The sequence below is a fragment of the Streptomyces sp. NBC_01463 genome (genome assembly GCA_036227345.1).
Lineage (GTDB): Bacteria > Actinomycetota > Actinomycetes > Streptomycetales > Streptomycetaceae > Streptomyces.
Genome location: CP109468.1, coordinates 5,136,556 through 5,163,409, shown reverse-complemented (window position 1 = coordinate 5,163,409; position 26,854 = coordinate 5,136,556). Strand labels below are relative to the sequence as shown.

Genomic DNA, 26,854 nt, shown 5'->3' with positions numbered 1-26,854 from the left:
AGCGGCAACCCCGAGCCTGCCGGCGTTACTTGTTGTAGTTCTTCCCGATGGGCCTGCCGGGGATCGGCTTGCCGATGAGAGCGATCGGGACGAACAAGCAGAATTGGCCGATCGCCGTGGTGAGCGTCCAGATCTCCTCATCGTCGTAGAGGGCCGCTGCTTTGGCGAACAGCTCGCAGGCCTGGGACGCCAAGGACATCGGCGCTCTCATCGGCCTCCTCGACCCGGCCGTCACGGCAACCGGCGACGGCGGCGGCCTCGCCACCACCGCGCGCTCCAGGGCGCCGAGCAGCTCGCGCGCGGCCTCGTCGCTCTCGCCGGCAGGCTGGCCGACCTGACGCTCCTGGAGCGCACCGTCAACGGTCAGCCCGGCCTGGTCGCCAAGCAGGACGGCGTCATCGTGACCGTGTACGCGTTCGACATCGCAGACGACCGGATCACTCACATCTGGGCCGTACGCAACCCGGAGAAGCTCCGGCCGTGGACGGTGGGCCACAACACTGGAACCGAACACTCTCGACCGCGCCATTAGGTCGTGTCCGCAAAGGCTGGGGAGCCGGAGTCGCAGGCAGGCGAGAGTGACCATGGCCTTGAAGTGGAGGGTGCGCTTCTCGTAGCGGGTGGCGAGGCCTCTGTTCTGTTGGAGCCGGCCGAAGCAGCGTTCTATGACGTTGCGGCGGCAGCAGATCTTGCGGTCGAGGCGGCCCTGTCCGTCCCAGGCCAGGTGAACTCTCGCAGTCAGTCCGCCCCTGAGGGGCTCAACGGCCCCATCGGCCTGACCTGTGCTTCAACTGCCGGTGTCGACACGGGATTCAACCGTGAACCCGGGGGCACCCTGAACTCCATGACCCACGGGGGAAGAACTGAAGGACGTAAAACTCGAGAAAGAGCTGCCCGCGCCGATGACGTGAGGCAAGGGCGTGAACTGAGCAGACCTCTGACGCCCAACCGCGCCTGCCAACCATAAGGAACACCATGCCTAACGTCGGATGGACAGTCGAGCAGCAAGCGGCAATAAAGCGTTACTGGCTATTCACTAACATCTTGACAGTGGTCGGAGTCATTCTGTCAATTGCTTTCATCATCTCCGGGAACACGGGGGGATGGATTGTTCTCGCAATGATCGCCTGCATTTACGGAGCATGCTTTCTCTTCATTCGCAATAAGGCGAAAAGTCAGCCCTGAAATGAGATCAGGCTCCAGAATACCGTTCGCCATTTCAGGGGCTATTCTTTCCCTGGTTGTCGGAGCGATTGTGTGGGCTGAAGTGATCGATGCTGATGTAACTACCGCAGTGAGAGAAGTCGGATTCTCTCTCATAGCCGTGGCGGCCCTGATCGGCACCATCAAGTTGATGAGACGGTCGAAACGGCGTCCGGATTAGGGCGCCAGCCGACTCGAATGGGGCGCGAACGTCGTCACCAGCCCCAACTGCACCGCCGTCGTCGCAGGGCGTGCATGTGGGCTTTGAGGGAAGGCGGATGTGGACAGGGGAGGCATACATGGCGCAACTTCCTGATCCCTCCACCCCGCCGGGATGGACTGAGCCGGGTAATCGATGGGGACCCTGGCTCTACTGGCCGATGCTGTGCATAGGTGTCGGATTGCTGGTGTGGCGGGTGAGTGCCGGCGCGAGCACCGGACAGATCGCACTGGCTGCCGCGCATGTTCTCTTGTGGATCTGCCTTCTGACGGCTAATCGATCCACTCACCGACGACGATCCACACCATGACCTCCGTCCGGCCCGCGCCAGCGGGAGTCAGAGTTCTGGACTCCGATCCGGTCCTCACTCGGGTAACCCCCCTTCCCATCCTCTTTGCTGTCGATGCCCGGCCAGGCCGGCACGGCGGCAGCAGGCTCACTCAGTCGCGAAACGAAAGCGAGCGCTCATGAAGGGCCTTACGGCATTGGCTGCCGCTGGACAGGGCGGGCCGGAACTTCCCACCTGGGGGATCGTGATATTCCTGGCGATCGCCGCATTGGCGGGAGTCTTTATCCTGCTGAGGAGATCCAGGGGACGCCGGTAATGCGCAATCCGGCTGCACCTCCTGCAAGGGGGTGGTACCGGTGTATATGCGTGAGGCCTCCTCGCCGTAGGTGACGTCTCGAATGTGGTGTAGGGCCTCAACTGACCAGTGATTACTGGCCAGTTCGTCGAGGTCGGCGAGTTGTGGCGGGCCAGACCGCCCGGGCGGCAGGCTGCCTTGCGGGTTGATGCGGTGACCAACCGAGAAGGCGGCGGTGCCGCTTGCTGTGGCGTCGAGAGGTCAGGCGCGGAGCAGGTCGGTCGAGACCGTCCAGAGGCGCTTGGCGGTGGCGGGATCGAGCGCCCATTCCTTGACCCCGTGCGGGTGCTGCGCGAGGGCGGCGTCGTTCGGCACGGTGTAGGCCTCTTGTGAATCGTCGAGATAGTGACCTTCTCCTCGAAGGAGACTCTGTTCCGTGCCGCGGTCACCCAGGCCCTGGAGCGGGACATCACAGCGGTTGAACACGTCCTGGCCGACCCCAGCCGCCCACTTCCAGAGCGCCTCGTCGAAGCGTTCGACCAGTGGGCGGGCCGCTACATCGGCCCGCTGACGCGCGATGTCGCGGTGGTCATCGAGGACAACCCCGACCTCCTCGGAGAGATCGCCGAGAGCACGCCGCGACGCTTCGAGGAACTGATCACAGAAGCGATCGCCGTCGAGTCACAACAAGACGCGGCCCCTCTTGTCGCACAGACGATGATCAGCGCGTCGATCGGTATCAAGCATCAGGCCGCATCGCGGGAGTTCTACCTCGAACGGCTGTCGGTCGCCATCGATCTCCTGGTGCGCTGAAGGTTCTCGCTGAAGCCGCAGGAGAGAGCCCGGCTGAACAGCCAGGTCCTCCCGCCCGGCCAACCGGCGCTGTCCCCGCCACCCACCAGAGTGCCGTCCACGATGAGCACGGTGCCCTTGACGAACCGCTTGCGGGCGGGAGCGCGAGCATCGGCCCGAGGTGGTCGATGATCCGGTCCGCCGCCGACTTCGACACCCCGAAGAGCGGTGCGAGCTGCCGCATGGTCAGGTTCGTTCGCCAATAGGCTGCGACCAAAACCATCTCCTGTGGCGGGGGAGCTCTGGACCACGTCGTATGGAATCCGATGGTGCTGCACGACGCCGGCGTGAAGAATCGGCGGATGCATGAAGTGAGGCTGTCCGACGGGAGCATCACCCTGTCGCCGCTGCGCCTGGACGACGTGGAGGCGCATCTCACGGGGGAGGACGAGCTGCTCGTTCGCTGGCTCAACGGCGGCCCCGGCACGCGCGAGGGCGTTGAAGGATACTTCCGGCACTGCCGCGAACAGTGGGACACGGCCGGGCCTCTCCGCGCTTTCGGCATCCGGGTGGGCGCCACCGGCGAGGCACTCGCGGGGACGATCGACTTGCGGTTCGCAGGAGAGGGCTTGGCCTCCGGCCAGGTGAACGTCGCCTACGGCCTCTATTCGTCCTGGCGGGGCCGCGGTCTGGCTACCCGCGCGGTCCTCCTGGCGTCCCAGTACGCGGCAAGTGAGGGCGGAGCGGAGGCGGTGATCCAGGTGGACCCAGAGAATCCCGCATCCGCCGCAGTCGCGCGGCGGGCAGGATTCGCCCCCGGCAAGCAGCGGTACAGCAAGGACGGCACACGGTTTGACTGGTACATCCGAGACCTGCGCGTCGCTCCCCAGTGACGCCCAGCAGTTACGGGACAACCCTGAGCCGGTACCGGCGTCGGAATCTCAGTTCCGATTCCCCGTTCCGGATTCAGTTCCGACCTCCGCCCACACCGTCTTCCCGACCACCCGCTCCGTCACGCCCCACTTCGCCGCCAACGCCTCCACCAGGCGAAGCCCGTAGCCGGATTCCGCGACGGTCTCCTGCTCCTCCGACTCCTCTGCGCACAGCTCCGGCCAACGCTCGCCTCGCGCGTCCGACACCTCGATACGGAGCCCGCGCACCCCTGCCGTCAGCCGCAGTTCGAAGTCGCGCCCCGGTACACGCCCATGCGCCACCGCGTTCGTCGCCAACTCCCCCACGATCAACGCCACGTCGTCGGACAGCCCGCTCCCGTACGGCACTCCCCACGCGTCCAGCTCGTGCACCGCGAGCCTGCGCGCGAGCCGCGCCCCTCGACGGGTGGCGCTGAAGCGCTGGACGAACTCGGTTCCCACGGGGGTGATTTCGGCGTTCATGTGACTCAGCGTGGCGGCGTGATCGTACGCTGACCAGGAGTGACACCACGACGCCGTGAAGCTGTACGGGCCCGCCCGCCCGGCTGTACGGGATGTCGGCCGTGACCGGACGGACAGAGGCGGTACGGGGCAGATGGCGAACACGGAGCGAGAAGAGCGACCGGAGCGGCCGGCTGAGTCGGACGGGACCGCCCACCTGTTCAGGGCACTGGGCAGACAGATCAAGGTCCTGCGCGAGCGCGCGGGTCTGAGCCAGCGGGAACTGGGGCTCGCAGCGCACTGCGGGGAGGACCTGGTGTCCGCGGTGGAGCGGGGTGTACGGACGCCCCAGCCTGACTTCCTTGAGCGCCTGGACGAACTTCTATCCGCAAACGGCGTGCTCAAGGCGGCCGTCCCCGATGTGCTGGACGCACGAAAGCAGGCGCGTAGCCGGCATCCGGAGTGGTACCGCGATTACGCGCGGCTGGAAGCAGAAGCGGTGCAGATCTACGTCTACACCAATCAGTCCGTGCCAGGACTACTCCAAACCGAGGCCTATGCGCGTGCTGTGTTCACCCAATGGCGCCCCCTCCTAGGGGAGGAGACCATCGACAAGCGGGTCGCCGACCGGCTCGACCGACAGCAGGTCTTCGCTCCGTGGCCATCGCCCACATTTCACTTCGTCTTGGACGAGAGTGTCCTGCTCCGCCCCATCGGCGGTCGGAACGTTCACCGGGAGCAACTGCAGAAGCTCCTGCACATCGGCGGTCTCCGGACTGTTCAGCTTCAGCTGATGCCACTCAACCGAACCGAACAGCCCAGCCTTGACGGCCCGTTCACCCTGCTTACCCCGAAGGGTCGACAGCAGGTGGCGTACCTGGAGATCCATACCTACCCGCGGCTGATCACGGACATGGAGGAGGTCCGCATGCTCGCGGTGCGCTATGGAATCATCCAGTCTGCAGCTCTCACGCCACGGGAGTCGCTGGCCGCGATCGAGAAGATGCTGGGAGAGCGATGAACACGGAGCAGCTGCACTGGTTCAAGAGCAGCTACAGCAGCGGCGGCGGCGGCGAGTGCGTCGAGGTCGCCTTCGACTGGCGTAAATCCAGCTACAGCGGCGGCGAGGGCGGAACCTGCGTCGAGGTCGCCGCCTCCCCCACCCTGATCCACATCCGCGACTCCAAGGACATCCAGCGCCCCCACTTCGACGTCGCCCCGACCGCCTGGTCCGCCTTCGTCGCGTACGCCCGCCAGGGCTGATCCGGAGCGCACATCACCGGGTCGCGGGAATCCGCGACCCGGTCCGCCGCGTCTCGGCACTCCGCGTCACGGCGGCCCACGACGTAAAGGCTTTTAAAGCACTTGGGAGAGAACTTCTTACCCACCCGACCCACCCGGCGGCCCCGTCACCCGCACGGGTGAGGTTCGCCAACTGGGCTGGATTTGCACCGGGTTGCCTGGCATATGCTCGCCGCACCAAACTTCAGACCTCTGACGGCCCCCGCCGGGACTGCGAATCCCAAAGCGGGGGCCTCACCAACACGGAAGTAGACCCTTCCTGATGGCTACCTCGCAGGCTATCGCGGGCTCCTACGCCCCGCCCTCCGGTATCGAGCACGTCAACGTCCGCCACGCCGACCGCTTCACGGTCGTGGGCAATCACCTCAGCCAGCACCGCGAGCTCTCGCTCGCCGCGCGAGGCCTCGCCCTGCACATCCAGTCGCTGCCGCCCGGCGCCAGGATCGGCATCAAGGTCCTGGCCACCCGGCTGCCCGACAGCGAGCACCGCATCGCCGGGGCCCTGCGGGAGTTGGAGCAGCACGGCTATCTGAAGCGCACCCGGGAGCGTTCGCCCGACGGCCGGATCTACACACGGACCGTCTCGTACAACCACCCGGACCCCGCCGCCCGCGACAAGGCGCAGACGGTCGCGCCACGGCCCAGGCCCCGGCCGGCTCCGGCCCCCGCGGCTCCCCCGGAGCTCGCGCCCGCACCCGCGCCCACACCCCGCGTCACCGCACCCCGCGTCCCCGCACCCACCGCGAAGAAGCCCCCGCGTCCGCCGCTTCCGCAGCCGCTCCATCCCCTGCCGCAGCTCCTCCAGGCCGCCGCGCTCCTGCTCGTCGGGCTCCAGCGCCAGGACGCCGAACTCCGGCTGACGGAGAAGGAGATCGACCTCCTCGCGCCCGGCGTCGCCGCCTGGTTCGAGCGGGACGCCTCGCCCGCCGACGTACGCAAGGCGCTGACCGAGGACCTGCCCCGGCCGGTGCGGTTCCCGGCGCAGTTGCTGAGGCACCGGCTGACCGTCTCCCTGCCGTCCGGGCACTCCCTCCCGGCAGCCTTCCGTCCCGTACCCATGCAGAACTGCGACGACTGCGACCGCGCCTTCAGGGCCGCCGAACCGGGCCGCTGCGACGCGTGTGAGGACGCGCAGGGGTGGGCCTCGCCCAGGCCCTGACGTCAGCGGTAGGCGGCCAGGAAGGCGCGGACTCCCTCGGTGGCGTAGTGGTCCAGCTCGGCCTGCGTGTGGCGGGGGCCGCCGTGGAACATGGCCTTGTTCACCGGGACCCACAGCAGCAGACCCGAGAAGTGGTGGGCGGCCAGGGCCGGTTCCTCGATGCGGAGCAGTCCTTCGTCCGCGAGCCGCTCGAAGGTGGCCGCCAGCGTGGCCAGGACCCGCTCGAAGCCCTGCCCGTACCAGGCCGCGCCGAGTTCGGGGAAGGCGTCGGCGTTGGCGATGACCAGGCGCCTCAGCTGGAGCACCTGGGGCTGTGTGAGCGCGTCGAGGAACCGGCGGGCGAGCCGGGTCAGGTTCTCGTCCAGGGCGTCGGCGTCGGACGGGATGTCCGCCACCAGGTCGACCATGCCGTCGATGCGGTCGCTCGTGGCGAGGATGATCTCGGCGAACAGCTTCTCCTTGTCGGAGAAGTGCTTGTAGACCGTCTGCTTGGACACCGCGGCCAGTCTCGCGATGTCGTCCATGCTCGTGCCGGAGTAACCCTTCTCCATGAAGGCGCTGGTCGCGGCCTCCATGATGGCCTGCCGCTTGCGCGCCGACCGGCCCTGCTCGGCTGCTTCCACGCCGCCTCCTCGCGCTGACAGTACTGGACAGTCCAGTTCTTCCATGGGTACTGTACCGTCCAGTTCCCATCGGTACTACACCGTCTAGTTCCCGTTACGGGTATCGACGGCCCAGGAGGACTGCATGACCGGGACCAAGACCGGGACCAAGACCGGAAGCAAGACCAGCGCCGAGACCAGAACCGACGCCGGGGCCAGGACCGGGACCCTGTTAGCCGGCGGCATCGTCGCGGGCCCGCTGTTCCTCGTGGCGAGCCTCATCCAGGGCCTGACCCGCGAGGGCTTCGACTTCACCCGCAACGCCTTCAGCCAGCTCAGCCTGGGCGGCCTCGGCTGGATACAGGTGATCGTCTTCCTGCTCACCGGACTGCTGGCCATCTCCGGGGCGATCGGGATGCGCCGCGTCCTGCGCGGCGCCCCCGGCGGGGTGTGGGCCCCGCGGCTGGTCGGCGTCTTCGGCGCCTCGTTCGTTCTCGCCGGGGTGTTCACCGCCGATCCCGGCGACGGATTCCCCGCCGGGACGCCGAAGGGGTCCAGCGGCTCGGTCAGCGCGCACGGAGCCGTTCACCTGGGCGGCGCCACCGTGGGTTTCCTCGCCCTGTGCGCCGCGTTCCTCGTCCTGGCCACGTACTTCGCCGACCGGGGACAACGCGGCTGGGCCCTCGCCTCCCGCCTCGTACCGGTGGGCGTCCTGGCCGGCTCCTCGGCCTCCTCCGTCAGCGTCCTGGCCTTCACCGCGGGTGCCGCCCTCGGCCTCCTGTGGCTCAGCGCGGTGACGGTCCGGCTGCGGGCCACGACGCCGCCAACCCAGCACACGCCGCAACGGTGACCGTCACCGACGCAACCACGACGACCGGCACACAGAAGAACGGGAAACTGACGACATGACCGAACCGGTAAAGGGCCCCGCGAGCTACTTCCCCTCGATCGAGAAGAAGTACGGCCGCCCGATCGCGGAGTGGAAGGACCTCGTCCGTTCCTCGCCCCTGACCAAGCACATGGAGCTCGTCTCCTGGCTCAAGACGGAACACGGCATGGGGCACGGACACGCCAACGCGCTCGTCGCCCACACCCTCGCCGAGGACAGCGCCGGGTAACGCCGGACAGTGCCGGGCAGCACCGGGCAGCACCGGGCAGCGCCCATGGGACCATCCGTCGGTGACTCCTGACGAGATATGGGACACGGCCGGTCCTGCGGAGCGTCGTCTGGCCGGTGTCGCGCTCAACCCGGCCGCTCCCGTCGACGTCCTGCTGCGGCTGCTCGCGGGCGGGCCGGCCGCCGTGCGGATGGTGCTGTGCCGGGACCGGGTACTGCCCGCTCCGGTGGTGGATGCGGTGGTGGCCCACCCGGACCGGAACACCCGCAGCTTCTTCGCCCGGAACCCGTACGCGGATCCGGAGCAGCGGGCGCGGCTGGTGGACGACCCGGAGTGGTTCGTCCGGGCGCACCTGGCGCACGAACCACGGGCCGACGACGTGTGTCTGCCCCGCCCGCTGCCCGACCGCACCGTCGTCCGGATGATCAAGACCTACGACGACGAGTCGCTGTCGGCGCTCGGCCGGCAGGTCTCCCCCGGTCTGCGGCGTGCGATGCCCACCCATCCCGAGGCTCGGGTCCGCCTGACGGGAACCAGCTCCTGGGATTCTCTGGCACCCGCGGTGCGGGCCGCTCTGCTGGCCGATCCGGATCCTGCGGTACGGGAGGCGGCCGCCCGCAACAGCCGGTGGCACGAACGGCTTCGCGACCCGGACGCGGTGCGGGAGGAACTCCCCGCGCACCACTGCCACGCACGCACGCACCTTCTGATGTACGGGGCGCTGGCCCCCGATGTCATTGCGGAGGCGCTGTCACAGAACGCGTGGCTGATCGCCGGCAACACCAGCACGCCCGCCGCGACCGTGGGCCTGCTGGCCGGACACCCCGATCCCGAGGTCCGCGCCCGCGTCGCCCAACGGCCCGATCTGGGACCGTCCGAGCGCCGTGCCCTCGCCGTCGATCCTGACCCGGCCGTGCGGCTCGCCCTCTCCGTGCATCCCGCACTGAGCGAGGCGCAACGGGCCGACATCGACTACGAGGTGACGCAGGAGACCCGCTATCCCCACACCCCGCCGTACGACCCGGCCTCGCTGCCCGGCCAGGAGGAGCTTCGCGGGCTCGCAGGGTCGGCGCACCCGCTCCTGAGGCGCAGCGCCGCCGGGGTCCCCACACTCCCCGCCGACCTGGTCGCGCGCCTCGCGGACGACACCGATCTGGGGGTACGGGTCCTGCTCGGCCAGAACCATCCCGACGCACCGGCCGCACTGCTGCTGCGCTGCTTCCTGGAGTACACCGGCCCCGACCGGTGGCATCTCACCGGCCGGCCCCACTTCCCCCGCACCGGGCTCGCAGGGTTCGCCGGTGACCAGGATCCCGAAGTCCGGCGTCTGGCACTGCTGGACACCGGACTCGCACCGGACACCGCCGACCGGCTCACCCACGACCCGGACCGGCGGGTCCGCGCCGACGCCGCCCGCCACCCGCGGCTTCCGAGTGACCGGATCACCGCGCTGCTCGACGACGGCGAACTCGCGTCCCGGGCAGCCGCCAACCCGGCGCTGCCCGTCGCGACGATGCACCGGCTGATCGACAAGGCCGGGCAGCACGGGGCCTGACAACGTCCGGCCCCGGCTACAGGTACTCCGCGTACGCGTCCAGCGTCCGCAGGACCTCCGCCTCGCCCGCCGGGGGCAGTTGGAGGACGACCTCCTCGATGCCCAGGTCCTCGTAGTGCGCCAGTTTGCCCGGGGTCGGCTGAACCGCGTACGGGACCACCTGGAGGTCCTTCGGGTCGCGTTCCGCCGATTCCCAGGCCGCGCGCAGCTTCGGGAGGGACTCCGACAGGCCCCGGCCGCCGATCGGCATCCAGCCGTCCGCGTACTCCGCGATGTGCGTGAAGAGCTTCGGGCCCGCCGCGCCGCCGATCAGGGTGCGCGGGCCGACCACCGGGCCGCGCGGCCGCTGGAACGGCTTCGGGTGGACGTGGCTCGCTTGCACCGAGCCGAACTCGCCCTCGTACGCCGTGGGTTCATCGGCCCACAGGGCGCGCATCAGTGCCATCCGGTCGCGGCCGAGCTCCCGGCGCGTCGACCAGGTCACCCCGTGGTCCGCGGCCTCCTCCACGTTCCAGCCGAAGCCGATGCCGAGGGTGAAGCGGCCGCCGGAGAGGTGGTCGAGCGTGGCGATCTGCTTGGCCAGATCGATCGGGTCGTGCTGGGTCACCAGGGTGATGCCCGTGCCGAGCGCCAGCCGTTCCGTCACCGCGGAGGCCTGGCCCAGGGCGACGAACGGGTCCAGGGTGCGGGCGTACTCGGGCGGCAGGTCGCCGCCCATCGGGTAAAGAGTTTCCCTGCTCACCGGGATGTGCGTGTGCTCCGGAAGATAGAGCCCGGCGAATCCCCGCTGCTCAAGCTGGTGCGCGAGCCGCACCGGTGTGATCGTTTCGTCGGTGAGGAAGATCGTCGTGGCGATCCGCATACAGGACACCTCCGTCGTTGTCTGGTGGCGGCTCAAACGTATGCCGTACGGTGCGCAAAGCCGAGACCTCGGCGACTTCGGGGGAGGTCAGTCATCATGATCCGTACGCGCACACGCACCGCGCTCACCGCACTGCTCCTGACGGGCGTGCTCATCGGCGGCGCACCCGCCGCGGAGGCGGCCGCAGCACCCGCGGTCTCCCGCACCGCGTCCGTGCAGAGCGCCGGGCACACGAGTGCGGGCGCCGCCGTCCACACCGGTGTGCGCGAGGCCGCGCACACGTACAAGAGCAAGAGCAAGAGTAAAAGCAAGAGCAAGAAGCGGCGGAAGCACGGGTCGAGCGGGTTCGGCGGCGGACTGATCCTGGGGATCGTGCTCGCCGTGATCGTCGTCGGCATCATCGCGTTCGTGCTCGTCTCGCGGGCCCGGCGCAACTCCTAGCCGAGCGCGGGGGCGGCCGGGCACCTGTCCGGGGCAACTACCTTTGCCACAGCCAGATTTGCTCGGGCTCGCCCTGCGTTCATGCCGCGTTCACTGGGCACCTTCACCGTGAGGGACACGGAGACCTCGTCTCGGTCCACGACGCCCCGGGGAGCCCTCGCATGCCCGCACCGCATCCCGCGCACCGCCCGATCGCCAGGCGCGGCCTGCTCGTCGGAACGGCCGCCACCGCCCTAACGTTGTCGACCGTGAGCTTCGCCGACGCCGATGCCGAGGACGACCGGGAGGGCGCGACCCGCACCCGTACCGTGCGCGGGGTCCTGCCCACCGGGTCGCCCGACTACGTCTACCTGCCCGTCGACGTGCCGCGCGGCATCGCGGAGATCGCCGTCTCGTACGCGTACGAGAAGCCGCCCGTACCCGCCGGCACACAGGGCAACGCCCTCGACATCGGCATCTTCGACGAGCGCGGGACGGAGCTGGGCGGGCCCGGATTCCGGGGGTGGTCCGGCGGGGCGCGCGGGAGCTTCTTCATCCGGGCCGACGGGGCGACCCCCGGCTATCTCGCGGGGCCGGTACGGGCCGGGACCTGGCACGTCGTCCTCGGGCCCTACACCGTCGCGCCCGAGGGGCTGCCGTACGAGGTGACCGTCACCCTGCGGCCGGGCCCGGCCGGATCCACGCCGGAGCCCGGGTATCCGCCGGAGCGCGCCAAGGGGCGCGGGCGCGCCTGGTACCGGGGTGACTGTCATCTGCACTCCGTCCACTCGGACGGCAGGCGGACCCCGGCCGAGATCGCCGCCGCCGCCCGCGCGGCCGGGCTCGACTTCATCAACAGCACCGAGCACAACACCACGTCCGCACACGGTGACTGGGGCGGGCTGTGGGGCGACGACCTGCTCGTCCTCACCGGTGAGGAGATCACCACCCGCAACGGGCACGTGCTCGCGCTGGCCACCGAGCCGGGGACCTGGATCGACTGGCGCTACCGGGCCCGGGACAACCGGTTCGGGCACTACGCCAGGGCCGTGCGCCGGGCCGGCGGTCTCGTCGTGCCCGCCCATCCGCACGCCACCTGCATCGGCTGCCACTGGAAGTTCGGCTTCGGCGGGGCCGACGCGGTGGAGGTGTGGAACGGGGCGTACACCCCGGAGGACGAGATCGCCCTCGCCGAGTGGGACAACTCCCTCGTCGCGGCCACACGTTCGGGGCAGGCGTGGGTTCCGGCCATGGGCAACAGCGATGCGCACCGGGAGCCGGACAAGGTCGGGCTCCCGCAGACCGTCGTGCTCGCCGACGAACTGTCCCGGGAGGCCGTCGTGGACGGCATCCGGGCCGGGCGCTCGTACATCGCCGAGTCCTCGGACGTCACCCTCGCCTTCGGCGTCTCGGGCGGGCGCGGGCAGCATGCCGGGATCGGCGGGCGGCTGCGGGTGGCGGGTGACGACACCCCCGTCACCGTACGGCTGGAGGTCACCGGCGCTCCGGGCTGCACGGCCCACTTCGTCACCGACCAGGGCACACTGTTCACGGCCACGCTCCCCCCGTCAGGGGCGGGGACGGTCCAATGGCGGACCACGCCGGCCTACGCCGCCTACGTCCGGGCCGAGGTCCGGCACCCGGTCACGGTGCCGGGACTGCCCGGAGCCCTCGCCGCGCTCACCAATCCGGTGTTCCTGGAGGGATAGGGCGTAGACCCAGGACCTCTTGTCCGGATCAGCCCGGCCAGACGATCGCCTGGAGTTCGCTGTACGCGTGCAGCGCGTACGAGCCGACATCGCGGCCGACACCGCTCTGCTTGAACCCGCCGAACGGGGCCTCCATGTTCCGGCCGATCGTGTTCACGCCGACCCCGCCCGCGCGCAGCCCGCGCGCGACCCGGAAGGCGCGGGCCACGTCGCCGGACCACACGTAGTCGATCAGGCCGTAGTCGCTGTCGTTGGCCAGCGCGACGCCCTCCTCCTCGTCGTCGAAGGGGACGACCACCACGACCGGTCCGAAGATCTCCTCCCGCACCACGCGCATGTCGTTGGTGCAGTCGGCCAGCAGCGTCGGGGCGACGTAGAAGCCGCGGCCGGTCGGGTCGGGGCGTTCGCCGCCCGTGACGACCCTCGCCCCTTCCTTGCGGCCCAGCTCCACGTACGACTCGACGCGGTCGCGGTGGGCGGCGGAGATGACCGGGCCGACGACCGTGCCCTTCGCCGTCGGATCGCCGACCGGCAGGTATCCGGCGTACGCGGTGAGCTTCTCGACCAGCGCGTCGTGCACGGCCCGTTGGACGAGGACGCGGGTCGGAGCCGTACAGATCTGGCCGCTGTAGAACGAGAACGTCGTCCCGATGCCCGCGACCGCCGAGTCGAGGTCCGCGTCGTCGAGGACGACGGCGGCGCCCTTCCCGCCCAGCTCCATCAGCTGCCGTTTCATGCTCCGGCCGCAGACCTCGGCGATGCGCTGCCCGACGGACGTGGAGCCGGTGAAGCTGACCATGTCGACGTCGGGCGAGTCGACGGCCGCCTCGCCCACTCCGGGGGCCGAACCGCTCACCACGTTGACGACGCCGGCCGGGACGCCCGCCTCCGCGAGGGCCTCGGCCATCCGGTAGACGGAGAGCGGGTCCTGCGGGGCCGGTTTCACCACGACCGTGTTGCCCATGGCGAGTGCGGGGGCGATCTTGCCTGCCGGGTTGGCCCAGGGGTTGTTGTACGAGGTGATGCAGGTGACGACGCCGACCGGCTGGCGGACGGCGAGCGCCCCGAAGATCCCGGCCCTGCCCATCGGCCCGGCCTCGTTGATCTGCGGCGGGATCGCCTCCTCCACCGGTTCCAGCGCTCCCTTCGCGTACCGCCGGAAGCGGGCCGCGCCCACGGCGACCTGCATGCCGCGGGCCGTTCCGGTGGTGGCGCCGCTCTCCGCCTGCGCGAGCGCGGCGTTGGCGGTGAAGTCGCGCTGCATCAGGCCGGCGGCGCGGTCGAGGATCGCGGCGCGCTCCTCGGGGCGGGTGCGGGACCAGGTGGCGAACGCGTCGCGGGCCGCGGCGGCCGCCTCGTACACCTGGGCGCGGCTCGCCTCGGGGGCGAGGCCGACGGTCTCCTCGGTGGCCGGGTTGACCACCTCGTAGTGGCCGTCGGCGGGTTCGGTCCACTCGCCGCCGATGAAGAGGCGTTGGGGTGAAGGGGTCACAGCGTGCTCACCGTCCGGGTGTCGCGGCCGGAGCGGAGCACCGTGCCGGGGACCGCGCCGGTCACCTTGTCGTCGCGCAGGGTCTCCACCCCGTTGACGCGGACCGACACGATGCCGAGCGCCTTGGAGTCCAGCCGGGGGCTGTCGCCCGGCAGGTCGTGGACGAGGGTGGCCGGGCCCGCGTCGATGCGTTCGGGGTCGAAGAGGACGAGGTCGGCGTGGAAGCCCTCCGTGACACGGCCGCGGTCGCGCAGACCGAACAGGCGGGCCGGGTCGTCGGTGAGCATCTTGACGGCCTGCTCCAGCGGGACGAGCTTGCGGCCGCGCAGGCAGTCGCCGATGAAGCGGGTGGTGTACGGGGCTCCGCACATCCGGTCCAGGTGGGCGCCCGCGTCCGAACCGCCGAGCATGACGTCCTCGTGCTCCCAGGTCCGCTGCCGCAGCGCCCACGAGTCGGGGTCGTTGTCGGTGGGCATCGGCCACAGGACCGTCCGCAGTTCGTCGGCGGCGCAGATCTCGACGAGGCAGTGGAAGGCGTCCTGGCCGCGCTCGGCCGCGATGTCCTTGACGACGCGCCCGCTGAGGCCTTCGTTCGCCTCGCTGTAGGTGTCGCCGATGACGTACCGGCCGAAGTTCGCGAGGCGGCGGAAGACACCGGCCTCCTTGCTGTTGGCGCGGCGGAGCATCTCGGCGCGGGTGTCGGCGTCGCGGAGCCGTTCGATGCGCTCGGGGACGGGCAGGGCGAGGATGTCGCCCCAGCCGGGGATCAGGTTGAGGGCGCAGAACGTGCCGAGCGACATGTTCATCGGGGTGAGGATCGGCATGGTGAGCGCGACGATCCGGCCTCCCGCGCGACGGGCGCGTTCGCTGGGGATCAGCTGGCGCGGTACGCGTTCGGGGACGGCGGCGTCGATGGTCAGGACGTTCCAGTTGAGCGGGCGTCCGGCCGCGGCCGTCATGTCGACGAACAGGTCGATCTCGTCGTCGGAGAACTGGTCCAGGCAGCCGGCGACGATCGCCTCGATCTGCGTGCCCTCGTGTTCGCCGACGGCCCGGGAGAGCGCGAGGAGTTCCTCGGGCAGCGCGTGCCGGGAGGCGACCGGCTGTCCGTCGCCGTCGGCGTGGGTGGAGGACTGGGTGGTGGAGAGCCCCCACGCCCCGGCGTCCATCGCGTCGTGGAAGAGGGCGAGCATGGCGTCGAGTTGGGCGGGGGTCGGCTGTCCGCCGACCGCGTCGGCGCCCATGACGTGCCGGCGCAGGGCGCAGTGCCCGACCATGAACCCGGCGTTGACGGCGATCCGCCCGTCGAGCGCGTCGAGGTACTCGCGGAAGCTGGACCAGCTCCAGTCGACGCCCTCCTCCAGCGCCTTGAGGGCCATGCCCTCGACCCGCGACATCATGCGCCGGGTGTAGTCGGCGTCCTCGGGCCGGTCCGGGTGGAGCGGGGCGAGGGTGAATCCGCAGTTGCCGCCGGCGACGGTGGTGACGCCGTGGTTCATCGACGGGGTGGCGTACGGGTCCCAGAAGAGCTGGGCGTCGTAGTGGGTGTGCGGGTCGACGAAGCCGGGGGCGAGGACGAGGCCGGTGGCGTCCTCGGAGGTCGCGGCCTCCTCGGCGACGGTGCCGGGCTCCGCGACGACGGCGATGCGGCCGTCCCGGATGCCGACGTCCGCGCGGAAGGAGGGCCCGCCGGTGCCGTCCACGACGGTCGCTCCGCGGATGAGGTGGTCGAGCATGACGGGGTCCCTTCCGTGGTGTCCAAACGTGGTGTGCGCCGGGGTGCGCACGGCCGCGGTACGCACCCCGGCTCGCGGAGCGGCGGTCCGGGAAGACGCCGCCCGCAGATTGAGCCCCTCCGGGCCGCATCAGGCCCGGCCGGGCGATATCAGCCCCTCCGGCGATTGAGGAGCAGGGGTGCGGGGGCAGCGCCCCCGCGACTACGCCGCGTCGCGGAACCGCGTCGTCCGGTGCACCGGGTCCGTGTCGATCTTCGGGATCACGTGCTCACCGATCAGCTTGATCGAGTTCAGCGTGTCCTCGGGACTCATCCCGATCGGCAGCCCGAAGCTCAGCTGGTCCGCCCCGGCCTGCTCCCAGCGCCGGCACTGCCCCAGCACCTCGTCCGGGTCCCCGCAGATCATCAGCTCCTCGGCGATCAGCAGCTCGATGATCTCCTCCGAGTACTCCGGCAGCAGCTCCGGCCACTCCGGGATGCCGTCCGGCCGCGGGAACGTGTCGTGGTAGCGGAACAGCAGCGACTGGAGGTAGTTCAGCCCGCCGCCGACCGCGATCTCGACGGCCTTCTTGTGGGTCTCGGCGCAGATCGCCGTGGACGTGACCATGACGTTGTCGTTGACGAAGTCACCGATCGGTTCGGCGTCCTTGACCGCGTTCTTGTAGGACTCGACGACCCACTCCATGTCGGAGACCTTCTGCACGCTGAAGCCCAGCACGCCGAGCCCCTTCTTCCCCGCCATCGCGTACGAGGGCGGCGAGCCGGCCGCGTACCACATCGCCGGGTGCGACTTCCCGTACGGCTTGGGCAGGATCTTGCGCGGCGGCAGCGACCAGTGCTTGCCCTGGAAGCCGACGTACTCGTCCTGGAGCCACATCTTGGGGAACTCGGCGATGGTCTCTTCCCAGAGTTCCTTGGTGTGGTTCATGTCGGTGATGCCCGGCATGAACCCGAGGATCTCGTGGGTCCCCGCCCCGCGCCCGGAGCCGAACTCGAAGCGCCCCTCCGAGAGGTGGTCCATCATGGCGACCTTCTCGGCCACCTTCACCGGGTGGTTGACCGGGGCGAGCGGGTTGAAGATGCCGGATCCGAGGTGGATGCGCTCGGTGGCGTGCGCGAGATAGCCCAGGTACACATCGTTGGCCGAGAGATGCGAGTACTCCTCCAGGAAGTGGTGCTCGGAGGCCCAGGCGTACTTGAAGCCGGACTTGTCCGCCTGGATGACGTACTCGGTCTCCTCGATCAGCGCCTTGTGCTCTGCCCCGGGGTCGACCTTGGCCCGCGCGGCGGGCACATACCCCTGTACAAAGAGCCCGAATTCCAAGGGGGTTCACCGTCCTCAATCGTTTCTGACACACCGTCAGATTCTGATGCGTCCGACTGTTCCACCGACGCCCCGACCCGTCAATACCTGACGCTTCGTCAGACATGCGGGATGGGCGGCAAGGTCAGAACAGACTGACGCCCGCCAGCCAGCCGCCGTCGATGACGAACGGCTGCCCGGTGATGTACGAGGAGTCGTCCGAGGTCAGGAACAGCGCCAGGGCCGCCACCTCCTCGGGCCGGCCGATCCGCCCGAGCGGAACGAGCTTGCTGTAGTACGCGTCGAGCGCCTCCGAGGACTCCGACACGTCCGCGGCCGGGTCCAGCAGCGCCGGATTGCTCATCGCGGTGTCCACGGCCCCGGGGCAGACGGCGTTGACCCGGATCTTCTTGGCCGCCAGCTCGATGGCCGCCACCTTGGTGAGGCCCAGGACGGCATGCTTCGTCGCGGCGTACGCGCCCACGAAGGCCATGCCGGTCAGGCCGGTGAACGAGGAGGTGTTGACGATGGTCCCGCCCCCCGCGGCCTCGATCTCCGGCGCGACGGTCCTGATCCCCAGGAAGGCCCCCACCTGATTGACCTGCACCACCTGCTGGAACTCCTCCAGCGGCGTGGACAGCAGCTCGTTGAAGCGCAGGATGCCCGCGTTGTTGACGAGCCCGTCGATCCCGCCGAAGGCCTCCTTCGCCGCGGCGACGGCGGCCTGCCAGTCCGCCTCCACACTCACGTCCAGGTGCACGAAGAGCGCGTTCTCCTGACCCAGTTCCTTCGCGAGCGCCTCGCCCTGCTCGTCGAGCACATCGGCGATCACCACCCGCGCGCCCTCCGCGACGAAGAGCCGCGCCTCCTGCTCGCCCTGCCCGCGCGCCGCGCCGCTGATCAGCACGGTCCGGCCGTCCAACTTGCCCATGGCCTGTCTCCTACCTGTCGAGGTGGTCGAGGTGAGGTGCGACTTCGGCGGCGAACGCCGCCATCTGATCAGTGAGTTCGGTCCGGCCGCGGCTGCGGAACCGCACCTGGATCTGGTGCACGCCCATGGCCGCGTACTCCCGCAGCGACTCGGCGATGGCCTCCGGCTTCCCGCTGAGCGTGCGCCGCCCCACGGACCAGCCCGGCTCCCCCACGTACAGCGGCTCGGTGATGGCACCGACGACGATCGGGTCCTCGACCCCCGCCTCCTCGCGCAGGGTGTGCAGCCGGGCGATCTGCGCGGGCAGCTTCTCCCGCGGGTCCCCCTGCGGCAGCCAGCCGTCCCCGCGCACGGCGGCCCGGCGCACCGCGGCGGGCGAGGAGCCGCCCACCCAGACCGGCACCCGTTGCTGGGCGGGCCTCGGCAGCTGCCCCAGCCCGGAGAAGGAGAACCGCTCCCCCGCGAACTCCGGGTACTCCTCGGGCCCGAGCGCGGCCCGCAGAGCGTCGATGGTCTCGTCGAGCACCGGGCCGCGCCCGTCGAAGTCCGCCCCGAGCGCCTCGAACTCCTCGCGCACGTGCCCGGCCCCGACCCCGAGGATCAGCCGGCCGCCGCTGAGGTGGTCGAGGGTGGCGTACTGCTTGGCGGTGGCCAGCGGATGGCGCAGCCCGACGACGGCGACATGGCTCATCAGCAGCACACGCTCGGTGACGCCCGCGAGGAAGCCGAGCGTGGCCACCGGGTCGTACCAGACGGTGCTCATCCCCTCCGCGAGCCGGCGCGGGATGGCGACATGGTCGCAACTGGCCAGATAGGTGAATCCGGCCCGGTCGGCGGTGCGGGCGATCTCCGCGAGGTCCGCGGGGGTGGCCGCGGCCTCCCACGGCTCCGCGTAGATGGCGCTCTGCGACTGGATCGGGAGCTGCATCCCGTACGACAGCGGTCCGGCGGGCAGTATCGGCACCGAACGGCCTCCTTCCCCTGGGTGACCCTGACACGAATCTGACGACTCGTCACATAGCAAGCGGGGTCATCGTCGTACCTGACGCATCATCAGGCAAGGGGTGGATGGGCAGAAGGAGTTCGGGGACCGCAGATCGCGTTGTCGCCGCCGCATCAGAGCGACTGGACGCCCCACGACAGTGCGAGACCCGCCAGCGTGAGAAACAGCAGTGCCTGGACTGCCATCGTGAGCCACAGCTTGCGGCGCCACGCGATCAGGGCGACCAGTGCCGGAGCGGCCACCGCCACGGCCGCCGCCCCCAGAGCCACCACCCACTCGCCGGAGCTCGTGCGGGGATAGTCCCCTCCGGACATGCTCGCTCCCAACACCCCCAGGGCCGCCAGGAGGCCGAGGAACAGACCCACCAACGCCGTCAGGACCGCCAGCGCCGCGTCCTCCCACATCGCTCTCATACCGTGAGCCTGCACTCCCCGACGGGACCGGGCCTGAGTACCCGTACCCAGTTCCCGCCGGACAGACTGCTCCACGGATCACTTTGTCGCGCCGCGCATCACGGGTTCTGGAGGTCGATCGCGCAGGTGCTCTCAGTCCAAGGCGAACTTCAGCGCGGGAACCGCAGACCCGGAGTCGCTCGCGGGGATCTTCCAACGGAAGGCGGTGCCGTCGCCGTCGACGTAGATGAGCGTGCCGCCCCGCTCGGCCGCGGCGATGTCGAAGACCGCCACGTCCTGGTGGCCCACCTCGGGGGGAAGGGCCGCTCCGCCTTCGCTGAATCCGATGGGAACCACGCCTGTCGCGGCCTTGCTGTTCCTGTCCGTGACCGTGCGCCCGTCCGCGGTCGTCCATCGCAGGCCGCCCTGCCCGGCTGTCGTCGTCACACGCGACGTGGTCCGGTTCCTGGACTGGTAGGTCACGACAGCGAAGAGGCCGTGCTCCGGGGCGCCGAAGCCGGTGCGGTCGGTGTAGACGACCGTGTCCGGGGTGATCCGGGCAGCCCCCCGGCCACCGACACCTGCGGTGTCCGCGCTCTGCCCCAGCCTGAGCGTGGGGCGCGGGCTCGGCTCGGGCGTACTCCGGTCGTCGCTGCCCCCCGTGCAGGCCGTCAGGCTCAGGCAGCAGGCGGCCGCGAGCGTGGAAGCGGTGACGAGGTGGCGCATGATTCCCCCCAGCAGGAACAGGCAAAGGGAGCAGAGTCTGCCACAGCCGGCCGCCCCCTGGGGGAACTCCCGTCCCCACCAGGGGCGTCGACCCGCCCTACTTCCGGTACAGCTCCTCGATCTCCGCCTCGAAGTCCCGCGCGATCGCGTCCCGCTTCAGCTTCAGCGACGGTGTCAGATGGCCGCCCTCCTCGGTGAAGTCCACCGTCAGGACGGTGAACTTACGGATCGACTCGGCCCGCGAGACGAGCCGGTTGGCCTCGTCCACCGCGCGCTGCAGGGAGGTGTGCAGCTCCTCGTCGCGGACGAGTTCGCTCATCGGGACGCCCTGCTTCTTCTTCATCTGCCGCCAGTGGGAGAGCCCGTCCGGCTCCAGGGTGATCAGGGCGGTGATGAACGAGCGGTTGTCGCCGACCACCATGCACTGGCTGACCAGCGGATGGGCGCGCAGCCAGTCCTCCAGCGGGGCCGGGGTGACGTTCTTGCCGCCCGAGGTGATGATGATGTCCTTCTTGCGGCCGGTGATCGTGAGGTAGCCGTCCTCGTCGAGCGCGCCCAGGTCACCGGTGGCGAACCAGCCGCCGTCCAGCACTGGGACGGCCGCGCCCCGCTCGGTGTCCCAGTAGCCCTGGAAGACCTGGCCGCCGCTGAGCAGCACCTCGCCGTCCTCGGCGATGCGCACGGCGGTGCCCGGCATCGGCCAGCCGACCGTGCCCAGGCGCGGTTTGAGCGGCGGGGTGACGGTGGCGGCCGCGGTGGTCTCCGTCAGCCCGTAGCCCTCGAAGATCTCGATGCCGGCGCCCGCGTAGAAGGCGGCGAGCCTGCTGCCCAGCGGGGAGCCGCCGCAGATGGCGTACCGGACGTGACCGCCGAGCGCGGCCCGGATGCGGCGGTAGACCAGCGGGTCGTAGAGCGCGCGGGCCAGCCGGAGCCCGGGGCCCGGCCCGGGGCCGGTGCCGTGCTCGGCGGCCTCGACGGCCTGCCCGTACCGCTGGGCGATCCGGGCGGCCCGGTCGAAGGAGGAGGCGCGGCCCATCTTCTCGGCGGTGGCCCGGCCGGTGTTGTAGACCTTCTCCAGGACGTACGGGATGGCCAGCAGGAACGACGGCTTGAAGCCGGCCAGGTCGGCCAGGAGGTCCTCGGTCCGGATCGAGGGGGCGTGTCCGAGGCGGACCCGGGCGCGCAGACAGCCGATCGCGACCATCCGGCCGAAGACGTGGGACAGCGGCAGGAACAGCAGGGTGGACGCCGGGTACTTGCTGACCGACCGGAACACCGGGTGCAGCAGCTCGATGGCGTTGTCGACCTCGGCGAAGAAGTTGCCGTGCGTCAGGACGCAGCCCTTGGGGCGGCCGGTGGTGCCCGAGGTGTAGATGAGGGTGGCCGGGGTCTCCGGTTCCAGGGTGGCACGTCGGGCGGCGACGGCGTCGTCGGGGACGTCCCTGCCGAGCTTCTTCAGCCGGCCCAGCGCGCCCGTGTCGAACTGCCAGAGGTGGGTGAGGTCGCCGAGCTGTTTGCGTTCCTGGCTGATGATGCGGCCCTGCTCCGCCGTCTCGACGGCGCAGGCGACCGCGCCGGAGTCCTGGAGTATCCAGCGGGCCTGGAAGGCGGACGAGGTCGGGTAGATGGGGACGGTGACCAGACCGGCGGCCCAGGACGCGAAGTCGAGCAGCGTCCACTCGTACGTCGTACGGGCCATGATCGCGATGCGGTCGCCGCCCCGCAGGCCCTCCGCGATCAGGCCCTTGGCGACGGCGAGGACCTCGGCGGCGAACTCCGCGGCCGTCACGTCCTGCCAGCCGCCGTCCGGCTGCTTGCGGCTGAGCACCGCGTCGGCGGGCGCCTCGCGGGCGTTGTCGAACGGGATCTCGGCGAGCGAACCGCGGCGGACGGGCGCCGCGAACGCCGGTACGGAGACCTGCTGGACGGTGCCGTCGGCGGCCCTGACCTTCGTCGGCTCGACCAGGACGGGCGTGGCGGGTGCGGGGGAAGGGGCGGGTGGCGTGGACACGTGCGGCTCCTCGGCGTCGGGGTCGGGCGGTTCACCTGGTCCGTCCGGCGACAGGCCCTGCTGCCGTCGCCGGACCGTGCTCAACTTCTGTGCCGCTCAGGCGCGTTCGAGGATCGCCGTGACGCCCTGGCCGCCCGCCGCGCAGATCGAGATCAGTCCGCGTCCCGGGGCGCCGCGCTCCGCGAGGAGCTCGGCGAGGGTGGCGACGATCCGGGCGCCCGTCGCGGCGAACGGGTGCCCGGTGGCGAGGGACGACCCCGCCACGTTGAGCTTCTCCCGGTCGACGGGTGCGAGCCCCTGCTTCTCCCAGGCCGCCAGGGTGGCGAGCACCTGCGAGGCGAAGGCCTCGTGCACCTCGAAGAGGTCGAAGTCCTCGACGCCGAGACCGGCCCGCTCCAGCAGCCGCGGCACGGCGTAGGCGGGCGCCATCAGCAGCCCGTCCTCACCGCCCACGTAGTCGACCGCGGCCGTCTCGTACAGCGAGAGGTAGGCCAGCGGCTCCAGTCCGTGCCGCTCCGCCCACTCCTCGCTCGCCAGCAGCACCGTCGCGGCGCCGTCCGTGAGCGGCGTGGAGTTCCCCGCGGTCATCGTCGCGTCCGGGTGGTCCGCGCCGAACACCGGCTTCAGCGTGGCGAGTTTCTCCACCGTGGAGCCGGGGCGCAGGTTCTGGTCGCGCTCCAGCCCGAGGTACGGGACGACGAGGTCGTCGAGGAAGCCCCGGTCGTAGGCGGCGGCGAGCCGCTGGTGGCTGGTGGCGGCGAGCAGGTCCTGCTCCGCGCGGCCGATGTCCCACTGCCGGGCGGTGACCGCCGCGTGGTCGCCCATCGAGAGTCCGGTGCGCGGTTCGGCGTTGCGCGGGATGTCCGGGACGAGGTGGCGGGGACGTACCCCGGCGAGAGCCGCCGCCTTACCGCCCGCCGACTTCGCGCGCCGCGCGGCCAGCAGCAGCCGGCGCAGCTCGTCGTTGACGCCGAGCGGCGCGTCGCTGGTGGTGTCCGCACCGCCCGCGACCGCTGAGTCGACCGCCCCGAGCATGATCTTGTTGGCGGCGGCGATCACGGCCTGGAGGCCGGTGCCGCAGGCCTGCTGGATGTCGTACGCGGGAGTGCGCGGGTCGAGTTCCGAGCCGAGGACGGTCTCCCGGGCGAGGTTGAAGTCCCGGCTGTGCTTGAGGACCGCACCCGCCGCGAACTCGCCGACCTGCTGCCCCTGGAGCCCGAAGCGCTCGACCAGACCGTTCAGCGCGGCGGTGAGCATCTGCTGGTTGGAGGCCTGCGCGTACGGGCCGTCGGAGCGCGCGAAGGGGATACGGCTGCCGCCGATGACCGCGACCCGGCGGGGCTGCGGGAGTGCGAGGGGGATCATCGCGACCAACTCATCTCGACCTACTCCTGACTCTTGAGTAACCTTACTCTGGAGTAAATCTACGACCGAGCAGGGAGTCTGGACAATGGCCGACCGCTATCTGCACCTCACCGGCACAGCAACCGGCCGCTTCGTGACCCGGAAACTTGGCCTGCCGCAGCCCGCCCGGCTGCGCCGCTGGACACTGGAGACCCCGGCGCTCACCGGCCCCGTCCTCCATCTCACGGCCGGGGACTCCGCCGTCACGGAGGAGCTCGGCGCCGTCCTCGCCGTCTGCGGACCGGAGGTCGTGGCACGCGCCGACCGGCCCGCCGGAATCGTCCTGGACGCGACGGCCGTCGACACCGCCGCCGGACTCGGAGCCGTACACGCCGCACTCCACCCGGTCGTCCGCTCCCTCGCACCGGGCGGCCGCGTCGTCGTCGTCGGAGTGCACCCGTCCCCGGACGACCACCACCAGGCAGCCGCCCAGCAGGCCCTCGAAGGCTTCGTGCGCTCACTCGGCAAGGAGATCGGCAAGGGCGCCACCGTCCAGCTGCTGCGCATCGCACCCGGCGCGGTCGCCGGCGCCGAGTCCACCCTGCGCTTCCTGCTCTCCCCCCGCTCCGCCTACATCAGCGGCCAGGTCATCGAGGTCACCGCGGCCGCCCCCGACCCGGTCGCCGACTGGGCCGCCCCGCTCACCGGACGCACCGCCCTGGTCACCGGCGCCGCCCGCGGCATCGGCGCCTCGGTCGCCTCGGTCCTGGCCCGGGACGGCGCCCACGTCATCTGCCTGGACATCCCGCAGGCCCAGGAGGACCTGGTGCGCACCGCGGACCGGCTCGGCGCCACCGCCCTGCCGCTGGACATCACCGCGGACGACGCCGCCGAACGGATCGCCGCCGCCGCCCCGGACGGCCTCGACATCCTCGTCCACAACGCCGGCATCACCCGCGACCGGCGGCTCGCCAACATGTCCGCCGACCGCTGGGCCTCGGTCATCGACGTCAACCTCGACAGCGTCCTGCGCACCACCGACGCCCTGCTGAAGGCCGGCACGGTCAACCGCGGCGGCCGGATCGTCGCCACCGCGTCCATCGCGGGCATCGCGGGCAACAACGGCCAGACCAACTACGCGGCCAGCAAGGCGGGCATCATCGGCCTGGTCCGCTCGCTCGCCCCGCGCGCCGCCGCCGACCACGGCGTCACGGTCAACGCGGTCGCCCCCGGCTTCATCGAGACGAAGATGACCGCGGCCGTCCCCCTCTTCATCCGGGAGGCCGGCCGCCGGATGAACTCCCTCTCCCAGGGCGGCCTCCCGGTCGACGTCGCCGAGACGACCGCCTGGTTCGCCCAGCCCGCGTCCAGCGCCGTCAACGGCCAGATCGTCCGGGTCTGCGGCCAGAGCCTGCTGGGGGCGTGACCGGATGCCGAGCCTGATCCTCTCCCTGGCGCGCGGCGCCCTCACCTCCCCGTTCAAGAAGGCGGGCAGGCCCGGTGCCGCGCTGCCGGCCGACCGGCCGCACCTCCCGGCCGCACCCCTCGCCGCCGGGCCACTGGCCGCGTACAGCAGGATCTGCGGCTTCGCCGAATCGGGCACCCTGCCGGTCACCTACCCGCACGTCCTGGCCTTCCCCCTCGCCATGCGGCTGATGACCCGCCGGAACTTCCCGCTGCCGGTCACCGGACTCGTCCACACCTGGATCGAGATCACCGCACACCGCACCCTGCACCCCACCGACCGGCTCGAACTCACCGTGTACGCAACGGAACTGACCCCGCACCGGCGCGGCACCGAGGTGACGGTGGTCACCGAGGCACGGCTGTCGGACGAGCTGGTGTGGGAGTCGCGCAGCGGCTACCTCTCCCGGCACGCCCCCCGTACGGAACCCGCACCGCCGCCCCCGCCCGCCGCTCCGGAACCGGCTCCCCCCGCCGTCACCGAGTGGCGGCTGCCCGCCGACCTCGGACGGCGCTACGGAGCAGCGTCGGGCGACCGCAACCCGATCCACCTCCACCCGCTGACCGCCCGGCTGTTCGGCTTCCCCCGCGCCATCGCCCACGGCATGTGGACCGTCGCCCGCTGCCTCGCCGAGTCCCCGCAGCCGCACCTGATCCGCTCGGTCCGGGCCGACTTCAAGGCACCCGTCCTGCTGCCCGGCACCGTCACCTACGCGGCGGACGGCACCGCCTTCCAGCTCCGCGGCGACGACGACCGCGTCCACCTGACGGGGACGGCGGGGCTCCGGACCTGACCGCCCGGCGACGTCCCCGGTCCGGCGGGTTCAGCGGACACGGGCCGTCCGGTGGGCCCGGGTGCTGATCCGCACCCGGCCGACGATCCGGCCCGGACCGCGAAAGCTGCGGCTGCGGCTCCGGGCACCGGCCTACGAGGCCCTCCAGGGACGCCCGTTCATCAGGTTCTCCAGGCCCGCCCAGGAGAAGTTCATCAAGGTGGCCGCGGCCTCCTTGGACGAGACGCCCGGAGTCTCGTTGGCCCAGCCGGCGAGCGCCTCCGCGGCGCCCACCAACGCCTGCGCGAGCCCCGCCACATCGCGGTCCGCGAGCGCCGGATCGTCGTGCACCTCGCGCGCCGCGGCCCCGATCAGACCCGTCACGAACGCAACGATCTCCTCGCGCATCACGTTCACCTCGGTGGCGAACGGCTCCCCGTGCGTCCGCGCCTGCCGGTACAACACCGCCCAGCCGTCCGGGTTCTCCGCGGTGTGCGTGAAGAACGCCCGGAGCCCCGACCACAGTTGCCGGTCCGCGGGCAGCCCCGGCTCCGCCGCCACCCGCACCGCGTCGACCAGGGCGTTCGCCTCACGCCTGATGCAGGCGGAGAAGAGTTCGTCCTTGGAGTTCAGATAGAGATAGACCAGCGGCTTGGACACCCCGGCCAGCTCGGCGATCTCGTCCATCGAGGCCGCACGGAATCCGCGCTGCCCGAAGATCTGTACCGCGGCATCCATCATCTGCTGCTCACGCACCGCGCGTGGCATCCGTTTGCTCTTC

Annotated in this window: 26 protein-coding genes and 4 pseudogenes; 13 read left to right on the top strand and 17 right to left on the bottom strand. The window is 70.7% G+C overall.

Annotated elements, in window-relative coordinates; genetic code table 11:
- Positions 1 to 25: 25 nt before the first annotated feature.
- The gene (locus tag OG521_22935) at positions 26 to 199 is read right to left on the bottom strand and encodes a hypothetical protein (GenBank protein ID WUW23475.1); all 174 of its coding nucleotides are present in this window, start codon (positions 197 to 199) and stop codon (positions 26 to 28) included.
- Between OG521_22935 and OG521_22930 the strand changes: the two are divergent.
- Positions 177 to 532: pseudogene (locus OG521_22930) on the top strand (RNA polymerase subunit sigma-24). The gene OG521_22935 and the pseudogene OG521_22930 overlap by 23 nt on opposite strands.
- 18 nt (positions 533 to 550) lie before the next feature.
- On the opposite strand, the pseudogene OG521_22925 reads toward OG521_22930, so the two are convergent.
- Together OG521_22925 and OG521_22920 are read right to left on the bottom strand one after the other, a co-directional pair.
- A pseudogene (locus tag OG521_22925) lies at positions 551 to 703 on the bottom strand (transposase).
- Between the two features lie 1,565 nt (positions 704 to 2,268).
- A pseudogene (locus tag OG521_22920) lies at positions 2,269 to 2,418 on the bottom strand (oxidoreductase).
- Here OG521_22920 and OG521_22915 point away from each other — a divergent pair.
- On the top strand, positions 2,413 to 2,820 hold the full coding sequence (locus OG521_22915) for a TetR/AcrR family transcriptional regulator (GenBank protein ID WUW23474.1): 408 nt from the start codon (positions 2,413 to 2,415) through the stop codon (positions 2,818 to 2,820). The pseudogene OG521_22920 and the gene OG521_22915 sit on opposite strands and share 6 nt — an antisense overlap.
- A gap of 83 nt (positions 2,821 to 2,903) precedes the next feature.
- Here OG521_22915 and OG521_22910 read toward each other — a convergent pair.
- A pseudogene (locus tag OG521_22910) lies at positions 2,904 to 3,079 on the bottom strand (transposase family protein).
- Between the two features lie 46 nt (positions 3,080 to 3,125).
- On the opposite strand from OG521_22910, the gene OG521_22905 reads away from it, so the two are divergent.
- Entirely contained in the window at positions 3,126 to 3,692 is a 567-nt protein-coding gene (locus tag OG521_22905) for a GNAT family N-acetyltransferase (GenBank protein WUW23473.1), read from the top strand.
- Positions 3,693 to 3,740: 48 nt separating this feature from the next.
- Here the strand turns inward: OG521_22905 and OG521_22900 are convergent, their stop codons facing one another.
- Entirely contained in the window at positions 3,741 to 4,193 is a 453-nt protein-coding gene (locus OG521_22900; protein ID WUW23472.1) for an ATP-binding protein, read from the bottom strand.
- A 133-nt stretch (positions 4,194 to 4,326) separates the two neighbouring features.
- Between OG521_22900 and OG521_22895 the strand changes: the two genes are divergently transcribed.
- From OG521_22895 to OG521_22885, 3 genes are all read left to right on the top strand, one after another.
- Complete coding sequence (locus tag OG521_22895) at positions 4,327 to 5,193, top strand: helix-turn-helix domain-containing protein (GenBank protein WUW23471.1); 867 nt, start codon at positions 4,327 to 4,329, stop codon at positions 5,191 to 5,193.
- Entirely contained in the window at positions 5,190 to 5,435 is a 246-nt protein-coding gene (locus OG521_22890; protein WUW23470.1) for a DUF397 domain-containing protein, read from the top strand. Before OG521_22895 ends, OG521_22890 begins: the two co-directional genes overlap by 4 nt.
- 301 nt (positions 5,436 to 5,736) lie before the next feature.
- Positions 5,737 to 6,633: a helix-turn-helix domain-containing protein gene (locus OG521_22885; GenBank protein ID WUW23469.1), complete on the top strand. Its 897-nt coding sequence runs from the start codon at positions 5,737 to 5,739 to the stop codon at positions 6,631 to 6,633.
- 2 nt (positions 6,634 to 6,635) lie between these two features.
- Here OG521_22885 and OG521_22880 read toward each other — a convergent pair whose 3' ends face one another.
- Positions 6,636 to 7,256 (bottom strand): TetR/AcrR family transcriptional regulator, encoded by a 621-nt coding sequence (locus OG521_22880; protein WUW23468.1) that lies wholly within the window; start codon positions 7,254 to 7,256, stop codon positions 6,636 to 6,638.
- 124 nt (positions 7,257 to 7,380) lie between these two features.
- Between OG521_22880 and OG521_22875 the strand changes: the two genes are divergently transcribed.
- From OG521_22875 to OG521_22865, 3 genes are all read left to right on the top strand, one after another.
- Complete coding sequence (locus tag OG521_22875; GenBank protein ID WUW23467.1) at positions 7,381 to 8,085, top strand: DUF998 domain-containing protein; 705 nt, start codon at positions 7,381 to 7,383, stop codon at positions 8,083 to 8,085.
- A 55-nt stretch (positions 8,086 to 8,140) separates the two neighbouring features.
- Positions 8,141 to 8,353 (top strand): DUF4287 domain-containing protein, encoded by a 213-nt coding sequence (locus OG521_22870; protein ID WUW23466.1) that lies wholly within the window; start codon positions 8,141 to 8,143, stop codon positions 8,351 to 8,353.
- 61 nt (positions 8,354 to 8,414) lie between these two features.
- The gene (locus tag OG521_22865; protein ID WUW23465.1) at positions 8,415 to 9,908 is read left to right on the top strand and encodes a hypothetical protein; all 1,494 of its coding nucleotides are present in this window, start codon (positions 8,415 to 8,417) and stop codon (positions 9,906 to 9,908) included.
- A gap of 16 nt (positions 9,909 to 9,924) precedes the next feature.
- Here the strand turns inward: OG521_22865 and OG521_22860 are convergent, their stop codons facing one another.
- Positions 9,925 to 10,770 carry a TIGR03619 family F420-dependent LLM class oxidoreductase gene (locus OG521_22860; GenBank protein ID WUW23464.1) on the bottom strand — a complete coding sequence of 282 codons (846 nt, stop codon included), beginning with the start codon at positions 10,768 to 10,770 and terminating at the stop codon, positions 9,925 to 9,927.
- A gap of 96 nt (positions 10,771 to 10,866) precedes the next feature.
- On the opposite strand from OG521_22860, the gene OG521_22855 reads away from it, so the two are divergent.
- Entirely contained in the window at positions 10,867 to 11,211 is a 345-nt protein-coding gene (locus OG521_22855) for a hypothetical protein (protein WUW23463.1), read from the top strand.
- A 161-nt stretch (positions 11,212 to 11,372) separates the two neighbouring features.
- Positions 11,373 to 12,899, top strand: coding sequence for a CehA/McbA family metallohydrolase (locus OG521_22850; protein ID WUW23462.1), 1,527 nt, complete (start codon positions 11,373 to 11,375; stop codon positions 12,897 to 12,899).
- A gap of 28 nt (positions 12,900 to 12,927) precedes the next feature.
- Here OG521_22850 and OG521_22845 read toward each other — a convergent pair whose 3' ends face one another.
- The 9 genes from OG521_22845 to OG521_22805 all read right to left on the bottom strand — a co-directional run bounded on the left by OG521_22845 (position 12,928) and on the right by OG521_22805 (position 23,857).
- Entirely contained in the window at positions 12,928 to 14,391 is a 1,464-nt protein-coding gene (locus tag OG521_22845) for an aldehyde dehydrogenase family protein (GenBank protein WUW23461.1), read from the bottom strand.
- The gene (locus OG521_22840) at positions 14,388 to 16,127 is read right to left on the bottom strand and encodes a D-aminoacylase (protein ID WUW23460.1); all 1,740 of its coding nucleotides are present in this window, start codon (positions 16,125 to 16,127) and stop codon (positions 14,388 to 14,390) included. Before OG521_22840 ends, OG521_22845 begins: the two co-directional genes overlap by 4 nt.
- A 201-nt stretch (positions 16,128 to 16,328) precedes the next feature.
- Positions 16,329 to 17,450, bottom strand: coding sequence for an LLM class flavin-dependent oxidoreductase (locus OG521_22835; GenBank protein ID WUW23459.1), 1,122 nt, complete (start codon positions 17,448 to 17,450; stop codon positions 16,329 to 16,331).
- A 124-nt stretch (positions 17,451 to 17,574) separates the two neighbouring features.
- A complete protein-coding gene (locus tag OG521_22830; GenBank protein WUW23458.1) occupies positions 17,575 to 18,360 on the bottom strand; it encodes a glucose 1-dehydrogenase in 786 nt (261 codons plus the stop codon).
- Positions 18,361 to 18,370: 10 nt separating this feature from the next.
- Complete coding sequence (locus OG521_22825) at positions 18,371 to 19,324, bottom strand: LLM class F420-dependent oxidoreductase (GenBank protein ID WUW23457.1); 954 nt, start codon at positions 19,322 to 19,324, stop codon at positions 18,371 to 18,373.
- A 152-nt stretch (positions 19,325 to 19,476) separates the two neighbouring features.
- On the bottom strand, positions 19,477 to 19,776 hold the full coding sequence (locus OG521_22820) for a hypothetical protein (GenBank protein ID WUW23456.1): 300 nt from the start codon (positions 19,774 to 19,776) through the stop codon (positions 19,477 to 19,479).
- Positions 19,777 to 19,908: 132 nt separating this feature from the next.
- On the bottom strand, positions 19,909 to 20,481 hold the full coding sequence (locus OG521_22815) for a hypothetical protein (protein ID WUW23455.1): 573 nt from the start codon (positions 20,479 to 20,481) through the stop codon (positions 19,909 to 19,911).
- Between the two features lie 97 nt (positions 20,482 to 20,578).
- A complete protein-coding gene (locus tag OG521_22810; GenBank protein ID WUW23454.1) occupies positions 20,579 to 22,492 on the bottom strand; it encodes an AMP-dependent synthetase/ligase in 1,914 nt (637 codons plus the stop codon).
- A 96-nt stretch (positions 22,493 to 22,588) separates the two neighbouring features.
- Positions 22,589 to 23,857, bottom strand: coding sequence for an acetyl-CoA C-acetyltransferase (locus OG521_22805; GenBank protein ID WUW23453.1), 1,269 nt, complete (start codon positions 23,855 to 23,857; stop codon positions 22,589 to 22,591).
- An 85-nt stretch (positions 23,858 to 23,942) separates the two neighbouring features.
- On the opposite strand from OG521_22805, the gene OG521_22800 reads away from it, so the two are divergent.
- Both OG521_22800 and OG521_22795 read left to right on the top strand, forming a co-directional pair.
- Positions 23,943 to 25,262, top strand: a complete 1,320-nt coding sequence (locus tag OG521_22800) for a 3-oxoacyl-ACP reductase (GenBank protein WUW23452.1) — start codon at positions 23,943 to 23,945, stop codon at positions 25,260 to 25,262.
- A 4-nt stretch (positions 25,263 to 25,266) separates the two neighbouring features.
- Entirely contained in the window at positions 25,267 to 26,094 is an 828-nt protein-coding gene (locus OG521_22795; GenBank protein ID WUW23451.1) for a MaoC/PaaZ C-terminal domain-containing protein, read from the top strand.
- Between the two features lie 132 nt (positions 26,095 to 26,226).
- Here OG521_22795 and OG521_22790 read toward each other — a convergent pair whose 3' ends face one another.
- Positions 26,227 to 26,841, bottom strand: coding sequence for a TetR/AcrR family transcriptional regulator (locus OG521_22790; GenBank protein WUW26770.1), 615 nt, complete (start codon positions 26,839 to 26,841; stop codon positions 26,227 to 26,229).
- Positions 26,842 to 26,854: the final 13 nt, after the last annotated feature.

Excerpts from the sequence above, each read along its gene's own strand:
- OG521_22935 (WUW23475.1), bottom strand. The coding sequence starts at position 199 with ATGTCCTTGGCGTCCCAGGCCTGCGAGCTGTTCGCCAAAGCAGCGGCC.
- OG521_22905 (WUW23473.1), top strand. The coding sequence starts at position 3,126 with ATGGTGCTGCACGACGCCGGCGTGAAGAATCGGCGGATGCATGAAGTG.
- OG521_22900 (WUW23472.1), bottom strand. The coding sequence starts at position 4,193 with ATGAACGCCGAAATCACCCCCGTGGGAACCGAGTTCGTCCAGCGCTTC.
- OG521_22895 (WUW23471.1), top strand. The coding sequence starts at position 4,327 with ATGGCGAACACGGAGCGAGAAGAGCGACCGGAGCGGCCGGCTGAGTCG.
- OG521_22890 (WUW23470.1), top strand. The coding sequence starts at position 5,190 with ATGAACACGGAGCAGCTGCACTGGTTCAAGAGCAGCTACAGCAGCGGC.
- OG521_22885 (WUW23469.1), top strand. The coding sequence starts at position 5,737 with ATGGCTACCTCGCAGGCTATCGCGGGCTCCTACGCCCCGCCCTCCGGT.
- OG521_22875 (WUW23467.1), top strand. The coding sequence starts at position 7,381 with ATGACCGGGACCAAGACCGGGACCAAGACCGGAAGCAAGACCAGCGCC.
- OG521_22870 (WUW23466.1), top strand. The coding sequence starts at position 8,141 with ATGACCGAACCGGTAAAGGGCCCCGCGAGCTACTTCCCCTCGATCGAG.
- OG521_22860 (WUW23464.1), bottom strand. The coding sequence starts at position 10,770 with ATGCGGATCGCCACGACGATCTTCCTCACCGACGAAACGATCACACCG.
- OG521_22855 (WUW23463.1), top strand. The coding sequence starts at position 10,867 with ATGATCCGTACGCGCACACGCACCGCGCTCACCGCACTGCTCCTGACG.
- OG521_22850 (WUW23462.1), top strand. The coding sequence starts at position 11,373 with ATGCCCGCACCGCATCCCGCGCACCGCCCGATCGCCAGGCGCGGCCTG.
- OG521_22840 (WUW23460.1), bottom strand. The coding sequence starts at position 16,127 with ATGCTCGACCACCTCATCCGCGGAGCGACCGTCGTGGACGGCACCGGC.
- OG521_22830 (WUW23458.1), bottom strand. The coding sequence starts at position 18,360 with ATGGGCAAGTTGGACGGCCGGACCGTGCTGATCAGCGGCGCGGCGCGC.
- OG521_22820 (WUW23456.1), bottom strand. The coding sequence starts at position 19,776 with ATGAGAGCGATGTGGGAGGACGCGGCGCTGGCGGTCCTGACGGCGTTG.
- OG521_22815 (WUW23455.1), bottom strand. The coding sequence starts at position 20,481 with ATGCGCCACCTCGTCACCGCTTCCACGCTCGCGGCCGCCTGCTGCCTG.
- OG521_22805 (WUW23453.1), bottom strand. The coding sequence starts at position 23,857 with ATGATCCCCCTCGCACTCCCGCAGCCCCGCCGGGTCGCGGTCATCGGC.
- OG521_22800 (WUW23452.1), top strand. The coding sequence starts at position 23,943 with ATGGCCGACCGCTATCTGCACCTCACCGGCACAGCAACCGGCCGCTTC.
- OG521_22795 (WUW23451.1), top strand. The coding sequence starts at position 25,267 with ATGCCGAGCCTGATCCTCTCCCTGGCGCGCGGCGCCCTCACCTCCCCG.
- OG521_22790 (WUW26770.1), bottom strand. The coding sequence starts at position 26,841 with ATGCCACGCGCGGTGCGTGAGCAGCAGATGATGGATGCCGCGGTACAG.